Below are 13,204 nucleotides of genomic sequence, written 5' to 3'. Positions count from 1 at the left end.
TTTCACCTTCTTTAATTTCGTTTGGAAGATTTTGTACCAGGGGCTTTAGCTTTTCTGCTTCAACTTTTAACCGCTCAATTTCAGCAGCTGTACGGCTAAGTTTTTCTGCTTCGGCCTGGGCCTCCCTGGCTTCTGCCAGGTTCTTTCTTATCCTTGTTCTTTCTTTGTCAGGCTCCTCAAGATCTAAATCTTTAAGATCTTCCTTTAATTCAGAAATCTTAGTATGTGCCTTAGTTTTCAACTCCTCAAGCTGTTGCCGGGTACCTTCAGGATCTTTTTCATTTAGTTTACACGGCAGTTCCCGGGTTTCTGTTTGGAACACGTCCTGAAGCCGTTTGTATTCCACCAGCTTTTGGTCCAGATCATTTTGGATAGCTCTAACCCGCGACGCAAATTCATTCAATCGCTCTTCTACTTCTTCCTGGGCTATTTCAAGGCGGGTAAAGCCGCTAACATCCTTCAGGCAGTTTTGGATCTCCCGGATGTTTTCTTCGCGCCTGTTTCTTTTTCCGCCGTAATCTATATCGAGATCGGCACATTCTTTCGTAAGTACTCCAGTTTCGCAATTCTTCAGCATAATCCCGCAATTTCTCATGCTGCTGAATTTTTAAACCATTTGCATCAACAAATTCCTTCAGGCTCAGCTCGGCAGATTCTCTTTCAGCTGAAAGATTGTCAATCTCCTTTAGTTGTTCTTCTATAGTTTTTTTTAGCTGAAGGTTTCTCTCAAGATCTTTAAGTTCTTCCTCGAGAGGTTTGCAGTTATTCTCCTTTTGTTGAAGTTCTTCAGTAAGGTCTATAACCTGTTCCTCCTCAAGCAGATCTTTTCTGATAACCTCAATAGTATCCTGTTGCTTTTGAATTTCTACATTTACCCTCTTAAATTTTTCAAAAGCCATCCTTCCTAACTGCTTAAGTAAATTCCTGTCCCCGTAATTTTCTCCAGCAATTCTCCCCGTTCATCTTTTTTTGCTTTAAGAAACTGAGCAAATTCTCCCTGTGCAAGAAGTACAGATTTTATGAACTGGTTGTAATTTAAACCTATAAGCTCCTCATTTTTTGCTGGCACATCAGATTTTTTGAGATCGAGAACAGCACCTGTTGCCTCGTTAATGATCTCCAGTTCATACTCGCGGAGATTTCCCGTTCTTGCTGTGGAAATACTCCAGTGTGAGGTATAAATACCCGATTTACTTTCATAAGTTACTTTGGCAAAAGCTTCCTGCTGGTTTCTTGTAAGAATTGCCCCCTTTGAAATAATCTCGTTCCTCGTTATTTTTCCCAGTCGTGGAACCTGGTTGAACAGTGCGAGAGAAATTACATCCAGAATAGTGCTTTTCCCACTTCCGGTAGGACCTGTAATTGCAAAGAGCGAATTGGTAGTAAAAGGTTCTGCAGTAAAATCAATAAGATTTGTTCCCCGTAAGGAATTAATATTTCGAAATTCAATTTTTAAAATTTTCATTAAGCTGCAGGGTTTTCGGTTTGATTTACTTCCTCCAGCAGTTCGTCAAAAGCGCTTAGTGATCTCCCTATGTGTTTCCCCGTCATAATCATGATTTGCTATGAGTTCATGAAAAACTTCTCTGGGAGTTAGATCTTCCAGTTGACGATCTTCATAAAGTTGAGCTGCACCTTTTATTTGATTTTTAAAAGTTGCACGGTGTTTTACAATTTCAAAACCGGGTTTATCGAAATTAGTAACCAGTTCATCAAGTAAAAAGATCTTATTAGCATCGTAATTTTCTTCTTTTAGCTCAATCTCCAGGAGTGAGTTTAATTCAAAATTTTCCCCCGGGTCCCTTAGTTTAATTTCCAGGTCTTCCAGGTTTCCGCTTATCTTTAACAGTTTCCTGAAAACGGGAACCGGAAGGCTTTTTGGGTCTACAGCATTGCCTGATTCAAAGATAAGGACCCTCTTTTCATCTTTTCGTTCACTAAAAGAAAGGGGAATTGGTGAGCCGCTGTAATACGCAGGGACAGCAGCATTCACCTTTTGAGGTTTATGAATGTGACCCAGGGCTATATAATTAAAATAATCTCCGAACTGCAGTGCATTAAATGCTGCCTGATTTCCTATTTGGATATCCCTTTCACTTTCTGATGTTTCTGCTCCGGCAGCAAAAAGATGCCCCATTGCAACTGCAGGCACACCGGGATACTTCTCTCTGCAGATTTCCGCAGCATTAGAAAATACTTTTTGAATGCCTTTTCTCACAGCTTCAAGTCGGTCCTCATAGTTGGTCCCGTCAGCAGCGGTGCGAAGATCAGAATCCCGAAGGAAGGGGAGTGCTACAATCACAACTTCTGTATTTCCTGCTGTATTATTTACGGGAATGATCACCTCTTCCAGTTTTTCCGGCAAACCTCCAATCACGTGCATGTCCAGTTCCCGAAGAATTTCTCCCGGAGCATCAAGCATGGAGGGAGAGTCGTGGTTTCCACCTGTGAGTATGATCTTTACATTCAGCTTTTTCAGCTCCATTAGAGAACGATAGTATTGCTTGCGAGCCTCAGAAGAAGGATTAGCAAGATCAAAAACATCTCCGGATACGAGAAGCACATCTACCTTTTCAGTTTCGACTGTTCGTTTCAGCCATTTAATAAATAGATTGAAATCGGCTGAAAGATCATGTTTATGTAATTTCTTTCCTATATGCCAGTCGGCGGTATGAAGGATCTTCATATTAGTGTAAATTCTGGATTTATGCGGTGTCCCGAAAATAATAAAATCTACAGGAATAGTCCTGAAAAATTAAAATGGATACATAATTAATAAGTAGTGGTGACATTCCATGGCGTTTTAAAAAATGTTTTTATTCTGAAAGAATTTATGGAGAGATTATTGCTTTCTTCAACTGTTGTTTATAAAGAATATACCCCTATTTTGTTGATTAATAAGCGGAATATTCTGAAATTTAAACTCTTTTAGATTGAGTATCATGAAGACTGAACCCTCACCGGGATATTACCCTCCCTATGAAGAAAAACTAAACATTATCACTCACGGCTTTGGCTTTGGTTTGAGTATACTGGGCCTTATCCTGCTTATAGTAAAAGCCGCCCGTTTAGAAAGTTCGCTGCTACTTGTAAGTTTTAGTATTTTTGGTGCCAGCATGGTATTACTGTATGCGGCTTCAACTTTTTACCACAGTGCCACCAATCCAAAAATAAGATACAGGTTAAATATATTAGATCATGCATCTATCTATCTTCTTATTGCTGGTACTTATACTCCATTTGCCCTGGTTACACTCAGCGGATGGATAGGGTGGACAATATTTGGCGTTGTGTGGGCTATGGCTCTCACGGGAATTATACTAAAATTATTTTACACCGGGCGATACAATCTACTTTCAACCATCATGTATGTCGTTATGGGCTGGATCATAGTTTTCGCAGTAAAACCGCTTATCAGCAACCTGGATATGCATGGTCTTATGTGGCTCGTTGCCGGGGGATTATCCTATACAGTAGGTGCAGGATTTTTTCTTTTGGACAAGGTCAGGTATAATCATGCAATCTTTCACCTGTTCGTGCTTTTGGGCAGTTTTTGCCACTTTATTTCTATTTATTTTTATGTTCTTCCGGGTTAAAATCTCTCATTTCTCCTAAGATTATGGGACTTGATTCAAAATATGTAATACTAACTTTACTTCTGTGAAGTTTTAATTTTAATTTTATATCATATCAACATCCAAAAATGTATAGAATTGAAATTTGGAGTTTACGGCTGCCTTACTTAGGGGTAGTATTCCAAAACTAATTGGCGGTGGAGGATCCATTCTCACTGTCCCGCTTCTGATCTGTTTTTTAGTTATAAATATTTTGACAGCAACAGCTTATTCTCTCTTTGCTGTGATGGCCGTTTCGTAACCAGGAGCTATTAATAAAATGCAGAGAATCTCGTAAATATTCCCATTGCAATTGTATTTTCAATACGGTTTCTATTGCTGTCTATATAACCCGAAAATATATTCTACCTGCTATTCCCAAGAAGGCTTGGTTATGACAAATTTTATCACCTTTAAAGAGATTGGTACTATTGGGTTTTAGCTGTAGAGAGAACTCCGGTTGCTTTAAAATTTTTCTATAAATAGAAACTAATTACCAGTACATATTCCGGTAAACGGGATGATTTTTACGTAAATTTATTTCCTGAAAATTACGTCAAAGAAAGCCTGTAGTTTTCTCTTGAATTCACCTGAATGGAAAATTTAGATTTCGCGAGGCTGCAAATGGCCTTTACCCTTGGCTTCCATATCATCTTTGCCTGTATAGGAATGGTAATGCCGTTCTTCATGGTAGTCTCCCATAAAAAATGGTTAAATACCCGCAATCCTGTTTATCTGCAACTTACTAAAAGCTGGCAAAAAGGAGTAGCCATATTCTTCGTTACAGGTGCAGTATCAGGAACTGCTTTGTCCTTTGAACTTGGAATGCTTTGGCCGGAATTTATGAAGCATGCGGGACCTATTATTGGAATGCCATTTTCCCTGGAAGGTGCGGCGTTTTTTGTGGAAGCAATTGCTCTGGGATTCTACCTCTACGGCTGGGGAAAAATACCAGAAAAATTCCATTGGTTTACTGGTGTTATTATAGGGCTTTCGGGAGTGGCATCGGGAATTCTGGTAGTTTCTGCAAATGGCTGGATGAACGCCCCCGTTGGATTTGATTATGTTGATGGACGTTTCCTAAATATTGATCCTGTTCAGGCTTTTCTAAATCCCGCATGGTTTACACAGGCGCTGCATATGACCCTGGCAGCATTTGTCGCCACGAGCTTTGGAGTCGCAGGTATTCACGCTTTCCAGATCTTTAAAGGAAGAAAAGTAGATCTTCATACAAAGGCCTTTAAAATAGCCATCGTCTTTGGAGCTGTAGCTGCCTTCCTGCAACCTCTGAGCGGAGATCTTTCTGCTAAGGATGTCGCACAGCGACAGCCCGTAAAACTGGCCGCAATGGAAGCTCATTACGAAACAGGTAAGGGTGTTCCTCTTTATCTTGGCGGAATCGTGGATGAGAAAAACCGCCTTGTAACCCACAAAATTGAAATTCCTAAAGCACTTTCTTTCCTGGCCTTCGGAGATTTTGATGCAGAAGTTAAAGGTCTTAATGACTTTCCTGATGATGAATTACCACCTGTGGCTATTGTACATACAGCATTTCAAATTATGGTAGGAATAGGTACATTATTAATGGTGGCTGGATTAATTTATTTTATCAGTCTTAAAAAGAAATCCTGGTTTAAATCAAAAATTTACTGGTTACTTTTTATTGTCCTTGCACCAATGGGATTTATTGCTATTGAAGCAGGATGGGTAGTTACTGAAGTAGGGAGGCAACCCTGGATAATCCATAAGATCATGCGTACGAAAGATGCGGTAACACCAATGCCTGGAATGGAATACAGCTTCTATATGTATGTTGTTCTCTATAGCATCTTGGCAATCACAGTCACATGGCTTATGAACCGTCAAATAAAGGCTCTAAATTCTTCAACTGTATGATATGCTATATGTAGTTCTGTTTTTTCTGATGTTCTCCTTTTTCCTGTACGTCTTACTGGGAGGAGCTGACTTTGGGGCGGGGATAGTAGAATTATTTTCTTCAGGAAAAGAAAAGGAAACAACCAGGAATACGGTTTACAGGGTTATGGGACCAATTTGGGAGGCAAACCATATTTGGCTCATCATTTTGCTAGTTATTCTGTGGGTAGCTTTCCCCATTTACTTTAATCTTGTAGTTATTTATCTTCATATCCCGCTAACGCTTGTTCTGCTCGGTATTACTATGAGAGGAGTTTCTTTTGTTTTCAGGCATTACGATGCTGTAATTGATAAATCTCAGGTGCTATACAACTGGATGTTCAGGATTTCAAGTTTTATAACACCTATTTTTTTGGGAATGTCTTTTGGAGCTCTTATAGGAGGAAAAATTATTGTTACTGAAGATTACATTAACTATGGGTTTCGAGACATCTTTATGGAACCGTGGTTAAACCTATTTGCTTTTTTGGTAGGATTATTCTATGCTGCTCTCTGCGCCTTCCTGGCGTCAACACTTCTAATTGGAGAAGCAACAGGGGAAGATAAAAAATTATATAGCCGGAAATCTGCTATTTTTACAATCGTTCTGGTAATAATTGGATTTATACTTATTGCCTGGGGATATTTTAATGAAGTGGAGTTCATCTCAGATTTCCTGAAAAATCCGGTTTCTGTGGGGGCTGTTCTTCTTTCAGGTCTTTTACTTTTTCCTTTGTGGAAATTTATTAAAAAAGAAAATAGGGTCGGCAGTAGATTTATGGCAGGGCTGCAGGTAGTCTTGATATTGTTTGCAGCAATTGTTGCACATTTCCCATATCTTATAATTACGAGTGATGGCGGAGTGAGCCTTCTTGATGACCTTGCGCCACAATCCAGTATCACCAACCTTGCGATCATGCTGCTCGTTGGAGGGCTTGTAATATTACCGGGACTCTTTCATTTATTGAAATCATTTAAAATGATAAAAATACTTGAGGGGGACGAAAGAGAATACGAAGAATATAATCCGAAGGAGAATTGAAATTATGTTTAAAAGAGTAGGTAAAGCACCTTCAGGGGAAAGACTGGAGAAAATTAAGAAACAGTCCAATTACAGGGATGGAAAATTCCATAATGTGGAGCCAACTTCCATGAATCCTGATGATGTTCCTTTCTATGTTATTATGAAAGCAATGATAAGCCGTCCGGCTACAGTGACTCCTTCAGAAGAAATACCGCACATAAAAACCGATCTTTCCGCATTAAGCAATGATAGAACAACGTTTGTATGGTTCGGGCACTCGTCTTATTTTATAAATCATAACGGCTTTAGAATCCTTATTGATCCTGTTTTTAGTGGAAATGCTTCGCCTGTAAAATTCTTCGGAAAACCTTTTGCAGGAACAGATATTTATAAAGCAGCAGATATTCCTGAAATTGATTTATTGATCCTCACGCACGATCATTACGATCATCTCGATTATCCTTTGATAAAGCAGATTCACCCCAAGGTGAAAAAAGTAGTCACTTCCCTGGGAGTAGGAGAGCATCTGGAGCTTTGGGGCGTAGAGAAGAATAAGATCGTAGAACTGGGCTGGAGGGAAGAACATCAGATTAAGAACCTTACTATAACAGCTATGCCTTCAAGACATTTTTCCGGCAGAAGTTTTACAAGGTTTAATACGCTATGGTCATCATTTGTTCTTCAGTGGCCGGATCAAAAGATCTATGTTGGCGGAGATTCCGGTTACAGCGCTGAGTTCAAAAAAATAGGAGAGGAATACGGCCCCTTTGATCTTGTGTTTTTGGAATGTGGTCAATACAGCAAATATTGGCCACAGATCCACATGATGCCCGAAGAAACGGTTTTAGCCGCTAAAGACCTGAACGCAAAAATATTAGTACCTGTGCATTGGGGAAAATTTGTACTCTCTTTACATCCATGGAATGAACCCATACGGCGCCTGTTGACTGCAGCAAAAAAGGAGGGACAAAAATTTGTTGCTCCCAGATTAGGAGAGGCCTGGGACACAAGGAAAGAGTATACGCAAAAGAATTGGTGGAATTTTGAAGATAAGCAATGACAAAAAATAATAAAGATCACTGGGAAAAGATCTATAAGAGCAAAAATATCGATGAGGTAAGCTGGTATCAGGAAAAACCTTTAGTAGCACTTGATTTTATTAAAAGTTTTAAACTCAAAAAGGAGGCTGCAATAATAGATATAGGGGGAGGCGACAGTTTGCTGGCAGATCATCTTTTAGCTGAAGGATATAAAAATATTACAGTTTTGGATATTTCAGAAGAGGCTCTGGAAAAAGCTAAAGAAAGATTGGGGAAAAAAGCCTAGGTGATTTGAAGTGGATAGTAGCTGATATTACTACTTACGAGCCCAAACAACAGTATGACGTATGGCACGACCGGGCTGCACTGCATTTTCTTACCAGGGAGAGTGATATTATTAGATATGTAGAAACCCTGCAAAAATCAGTAAAAGATAATGGCTTCGTCATCCTGGGGACGTTTTCAGAAAAAGGACCTGAGAAATGTAGCGGCTTGAAAATTAAACAATATTCCCTTAGCGAAATGACAGATTTACTCAAGGAGCAATTTGAGATTATGCAGTGCGAGAATGTTGATCATGTGACTCCCACAGGAGATGTTCAAAATTTCAGTTTTTGCAGATTTAAACGAAAGCTGGCTGAAGACAATTAATAGATGCAGGTTGGATAATAAGTAACTTTTGTTACCAAATAGATCTGCGTTAAAATGTAATTTTGCCAAAGAATTTATATAATTGAAATATATAAAAATAATACAGGATTCGTTTACAGGTTATTTTAACTACCTGCTAGAGGAAATTGCCAATCCTTCCTGGGGAAATTACTTTTACTGGTTAATAGCTCTTTCACTCCTTGTATGGGCAATTGAAATTGTTATACCCTGGAGGAAAGATCAAAAGATCTTTAGAAAAGGTTTTTGGCTGGATTCTTTTTATATCCTTTTTAATTTTTTCCTGTTCTCATTGGTTGGGTATAATGCGCTTTCTAATGTAGCTGTTGAATTATTTAATGATTTTCTTCACCTTTTCGGGATTACTAATATTGTTGCTTTGCAGGTTCAGGATCTTCCTGTATGGTCACAGCTTCTAATTATGTTCGTTCTTGCAGATTTTATACAGTGGAATGTTCACTTAAGCAACTTCATAAACAGCCGTGGCTTTGGGAATTTCATAAAGTTCACCACAGCGTAAAGGAGATGGGGTTCGCGGCGCAGTTCCGTTTTCATTTTATGGAAACCATTATTTACAAAACTGTACAATATGTACCACTGGCAATGATCGGTTTCGGAATTCAGGAATTTATATTAGTACATATGCTGGGGGTTTTCATAGGGCATCTCAATCATGCTAATGTAGGCTGGAGCTATGGTCCTTTTGGTTATATCTTTAACAACCCGCGAATGCACATCTGGCACCACTCCAAAGCTTTGCCCAAAGACAGGCAGCAGGGAATGAATTTTGGTCTTAGTCTTAGCTTATGGGATTATATTTTTGGAACTGCTTACATCCCGGAGGAAGGAAGAGATATAGAACTAGGTTTTGAAGGAGATGAAGATTTCCCTGAAGATTTTAAAGATCAGGTAGTTTTTCCGTTCAGAAAATCGCGGAGAACAAATAGAGAATAAGACTTAAAGTAGTTCAGGAATGAAATGCAACCGATAAAAATTAAACATCCGTCTTCTCCTGCTGGTATAAGTAATAAAAAATTGGAATTATAAACATCTTATTAAATTAGGAATAGTTTCAATTATAAAACCGAAAAATTCCAGGTGAAGATTAACTGAGGAATTAAGAGAATACACAATTCGATTTTTCAATAAATGCCTTAGCTGATTTAAATCGGTTAAGGTTTTTTTATCTAATTATTTGTTGATTCCCCGCAAAGGGCCTCAACTATTTTTATATTTACACAAATCCTGTTTAAAAGAGCTTATAAACCAACGAAAATGGAAAAAAAATATAAAGTGAGGGTGAATGATTCTCTGGAATTTGAATTTTCCGAAGAGGAATTAAATTCTCTGGATGACAGAGAAATAACCGCAGGTAATTTTCATATTTTGGAAAATAACAGATCTGTCAAAGGGGAAATTATTAATTCTGAATTCCTGAAGCGTGCTTATCGCGTTAAGATTAATAATAGTGGTTACGACGTAAAGATTTTCAATGAACTGGACCAATTGATTGAAAAAATGGGATTGTCTTTAAGTGCAGGCAAGGTACAAAATGATCTAAAGGCGCCCATGCCAGGACTAATCCTGGAAGTTAATGTAAAAGAGGGAGATGAGGTCAATGAGGGAGATTATTTACTGGTCCTTGAAGCAATGAAAATGGAGAACACTTTAACAGCACCAAGAGACGGCGTCGTAAAATCTGTTTCAGTAGAAAAAGGACAAACAGTAGATAAGAATCAGTTACTTATTGAAATGGAATAAGGTATCCAGCCACCAAAATGCGGGATAGAAAACGCAATACTTAAAAAATATGAAGAAAATATTAGTAGCAAACAGGGGTGAGATTGCACTTAGAGTGATGAAGACGGTGCAGAAAATGGGAATTAAAACTGTAGCCGTTTTTTCAACAGCTGACAGGAATGCACCTCATGTAAAATTTGCCGATGAAGCAATTTGTATAGGAGAAGCATCCTCAACTGAATCTTACTTAAGGGGAGATAAAATTATTGCTGCAGCAAAGCAACTGGGAGTAGATGGAATTCATCCCGGTTATGGATTCTTAAGTGAAAATGCGGGTTTTGCAGAGAAGGTGGAGCAAAACGGTATCACCTGGATTGGACCTGGCTCAAAGGCCATTACCATTATGGGAAGCAAACTTGCCGCTAAGGATGCAGTAAAAGAATATGATATTCCTATGGTTCCGGGAATTGATGAGGCTATAACAGATACCGTGAAGGCCAGGAAAATTGCTAATGAAATAGGTTATCCAATCCTTATTAAAGCATCTGCTTATGGGGGAGGAAAAGGAATGAGGATAGTAGAAAAAGAAAAGGACCTGGAAAGCCAGATGAAAAGAGCAATAAGTGAAGCAGAATCTGCTTTTGGTGATGGCGCTGTCTTTATCGAAAAATACATTGGCTCTCCCCGTCACGTAGAGATCCAGATCCTTGCTGACACCCACGGTAACACTCTTCATCTTTTCGAAAGAGAGTGCAGTATCCAGAGGAGGCATCAAAAAGTAGTAGAGGAAGCTCCATCTGTAGTGTTAACAGAGGAATTGCGAAAAAAAATGGGAGAGGCAGCTGTAAAAGTCGCAGAAGCCTGTGATTATGTAGGTGCTGGTACAGTTGAATTTTTGGTAGACGAAAACAATAATTTTTATTTCCTTGAAATGAATACCCGCTTGCAGGTGGAACATCCGGTAACCGAACTTATCACGGGACTGGATCTTGTAGAACAACAAATTAGAATTGCGCGGGGTGAGGCATTTTCTTTTACCCAGGAGGATCTTGAAATAAAGGGTCACGCTTTAGAATTGCGGGTTTATGCAGAAGACCCGATAGATGATTTTATGCCCAGTGTAGGCCTGTTGAAAAAATACAAATTGCCGGAAGGACCAGGGGTGAGGGTCGATAATGGATTTGAGGAGGGAATGGAAGTTCCTATATATTACGACCCAATGCTGGCCAAACTTATTACCTATGGAGCTAACCGGGAAGAAGCAATACAATTGATGCTGAAGGCTATAAGTAGTTATGAAGTGGAAGGAATTAGTACCACTCTTCCTTTTGGAAAATTTGTGTTTGAACACGAAGCCTTCCGCAGCGGGAATTTTGACACTCATTTTGTAAAAAATTATTATTCTGCTGAAAAGCTTCAGGAAGAAACCTGCGAAGAAGCGAGAATTGCCGCAATGATAGCCCTTAGCCAGTATTTAAAGGACCAAAAGAAGCTGAGGTTACCATCAGTCAAACATTAATAAGGAAATCACGAAAATAAAACTCCGGTTAATTGATTTAGATAATGAGCCAAAACATAGAGAAATTAAATGAAAAAGTTCGCCAGGCACATCTTGGCGGTGGTATAAAGCGAATAGAAAAACAACATCATAAAAAAAGCTCACGGCAAGAGAACGTGTTGAATATTTACTGGATGAGGGATCATTTGAAGAAATTGGAATTTTGGTGACACATCGCAGTATTGACTTTGGAATGGATAAGCAAAAGATCTATGGTGACGGGGTTGTTACTGGATATGGAACTATTGAGAATAAGCTGGTATATATTTACGCCCAGGATTTTACGGTTTTTGGAGGATCGTTATCTGAAACTCATGCGGAAAAGATCTGTAAAGTAATGGAACACGCAATGAAAGTAGGTGCTCCCATTATTGGTCTTAATGATTCCGGTGGAGCGAGGATCCAGGAAGGTGTGAGATCTTTGGGTGGTTATGCCGACATATTTTACAGAAATGTACAGGCTAGTGGGGTTATCCCCCAAATTTCAGCTATTATGGGACCTTGCGCCGGAGGAGCGGTGTACAGCCCCGCCATAACAGATTTTACTTTTATGGTGGAAGGCAGTAGTTATATGTTTGTCACTAAGCCCCAATGTTGTCAAAACTGTTACTAATGAGGAGGTAACCAGTGAGGAATTAGGAGGTGCCAGCACCCATTCTACGAAATCGGGTGTTACTCATCTCACTTCTCCTAATGACATCACCTGCCTTGAAGAAATTAAAAAATTACTAAGCTATATTCCCCAAAATAATAAACAGGTTACGAAAAAACTTAATTATGAATTTGGGGATGAAGTAAGGGAGAAACTCGATAATATCGTGCCTGACAGTGCTAACAAACCTTACGATATGCACGAGGTGATCAAAGAAATAATTGATCATAATTCATTTTTTGAAATACATAAAAATTATGCCGATAATATTATTGTTGGTTTTGCAAGGCTGGGCGGTCGCAGCATAGGTATTGTTGCAAATCAACCCATGAGTCTCGCTTATGTTTTAGATGTGGATTCTTCAAAAAAGGCCGCACGCTTTACCAGGTTTTGTGACTGCTTTAATATTCCTCTTCTGGTGCTCGTGGACGTGCCCGGGTTTTTACCGGGAACCGATCAGGAATGGAATGGGATAATTCTCGAAGGAGCAAAACTGCTCTATGCCCTCAGCGAAGCCACTGTACCAAGAGTCACTGTAATTACCAGGAAAGCTTACGGTGGAGCTTACGATGTTATGAATTCCAAACATATTGGAGCCGATCTAAACTTTGCCTGGCCCACTGCTGAAATTGCTGTTATGGGAGCAAAAGGAGCATCAGAAATTATTTTCAAAAAAGAGATTGAAGAGGCAGAAGATCCGGAACTAAAATTATCTGAGAAGGAAGCAGAATACGCTGAAAAGTTTGCGAATCCATTTGAAGCAGCCCGTCGCGGATTTATAGATGAGGTCATAATGCCACGGGATACAAGAAGGAAACTTTTAAAGGCCTTTAGTATGCTTGAAAATAAATCAATTTTGAGGGCTGACAGAAAGCACGGGAATATTCCTCTTTAAAGAGCAGTTCAAGGTTAAAGGTTTAAAGATTCAAGGTTACAAGTTTCAAGTTCCATGTTGAAAATTTCAATGTTCAAAAGTTTGAAATGTTGAAAAAG

General features: G+C 39.1%; 11 protein-coding genes and 2 pseudogenes. 10 read left to right on the top strand and 3 right to left on the bottom strand.

From position 1 onward, the window contains the following. Nucleotides 1-449 precede the first annotated feature (449 nt). From LZ575_RS05400 to LZ575_RS05390, 3 genes are read right to left on the bottom strand one after another with little or no spacing between them, the layout of a single operon-like run. Entirely contained in the window at nt 450-899 is a 450-nt protein-coding gene (locus tag LZ575_RS05400) for a hypothetical protein (RefSeq protein WP_235329604.1), read from the bottom strand. Nucleotides 900-904: 5 nt separating this feature from the next. Then, nucleotides 905-1,465, bottom strand: a complete 561-nt coding sequence (locus LZ575_RS05395; protein ID WP_235329602.1) for an AAA family ATPase — start codon at nt 1,463-1,465, stop codon at nt 905-907. Between the two features lie 45 nt (nt 1,466-1,510). Continuing rightward, nucleotides 1,511-2,686 (bottom strand): exonuclease SbcCD subunit D C-terminal domain-containing protein, encoded by a 1,176-nt coding sequence (locus LZ575_RS05390; RefSeq protein WP_311195996.1) that lies wholly within the window; start codon nt 2,684-2,686, stop codon nt 1,511-1,513. Between the two features lie 256 nt (nt 2,687-2,942). Here LZ575_RS05390 and trhA point away from each other — a divergent pair, with 256 nt between their 5' ends. The 10 genes and pseudogenes from trhA (at nt 2,943) to LZ575_RS05345 (ending at nt 13,106) form a co-directional block, all read left to right on the top strand. Then, complete coding sequence (trhA, locus tag LZ575_RS05385) at nt 2,943-3,596, top strand: PAQR family membrane homeostasis protein TrhA (protein ID WP_235329600.1); 654 nt, start codon at nt 2,943-2,945, stop codon at nt 3,594-3,596. 612 nt (nt 3,597-4,208) lie between these two features. Beyond that, the gene (locus LZ575_RS05380; RefSeq protein ID WP_235329598.1) at nt 4,209-5,510 is read left to right on the top strand and encodes a cytochrome ubiquinol oxidase subunit I; all 1,302 of its coding nucleotides are present in this window, start codon (nt 4,209-4,211) and stop codon (nt 5,508-5,510) included. Nucleotide 5,511: 1 nt separating this feature from the next. Further along, nucleotides 5,512-6,570 (top strand): cytochrome d ubiquinol oxidase subunit II, encoded by a 1,059-nt coding sequence (locus LZ575_RS05375; RefSeq protein WP_235329596.1) that lies wholly within the window; start codon nt 5,512-5,514, stop codon nt 6,568-6,570. 4 nt (nt 6,571-6,574) lie between these two features. Then, the gene (locus LZ575_RS05370) at nt 6,575-7,612 is read left to right on the top strand and encodes an MBL fold metallo-hydrolase (protein ID WP_235329594.1); all 1,038 of its coding nucleotides are present in this window, start codon (nt 6,575-6,577) and stop codon (nt 7,610-7,612) included. Continuing rightward, complete coding sequence (locus LZ575_RS23360; protein ID WP_311195995.1) at nt 7,609-7,878, top strand: class I SAM-dependent methyltransferase; 270 nt, start codon at nt 7,609-7,611, stop codon at nt 7,876-7,878. Before LZ575_RS05370 ends, LZ575_RS23360 begins: the two co-directional genes overlap by 4 nt. Before the next feature lie 5 nt (nt 7,879-7,883). Beyond that, nucleotides 7,884-8,243 (top strand): hypothetical protein, encoded by a 360-nt coding sequence (locus LZ575_RS23355; protein WP_311195994.1) that lies wholly within the window; start codon nt 7,884-7,886, stop codon nt 8,241-8,243. Between the two features lie 82 nt (nt 8,244-8,325). Then, nucleotides 8,326-9,215 (top strand): annotated as a pseudogene (locus LZ575_RS05360) (sterol desaturase family protein). 321 nt (nt 9,216-9,536) lie between these two features. Continuing rightward, nucleotides 9,537-10,022, top strand: coding sequence for an acetyl-CoA carboxylase biotin carboxyl carrier protein subunit (locus LZ575_RS05355; protein WP_235329592.1), 486 nt, complete (start codon nt 9,537-9,539; stop codon nt 10,020-10,022). A gap of 49 nt (nt 10,023-10,071) precedes the next feature. Beyond that, nucleotides 10,072-11,520 (top strand): acetyl-CoA carboxylase biotin carboxylase subunit, encoded by a 1,449-nt coding sequence (accC, locus tag LZ575_RS05350; RefSeq protein WP_235329590.1) that lies wholly within the window; start codon nt 10,072-10,074, stop codon nt 11,518-11,520. Between the two features lie 44 nt (nt 11,521-11,564). Further along, nucleotides 11,565-13,106 (top strand): annotated as a pseudogene (locus tag LZ575_RS05345) (acyl-CoA carboxylase subunit beta). Nucleotides 13,107-13,204: the final 98 nt, after the last annotated feature.

This window comes from Antarcticibacterium sp. 1MA-6-2 (assembly GCF_021535135.1).
Taxonomy (GTDB): Bacteria; Bacteroidota; Bacteroidia; order Flavobacteriales; family Flavobacteriaceae; genus Gillisia.
Note: the sequence above shows the minus strand (reverse complement) of the source record. Positions and strands in the feature narration are given on the sequence as shown.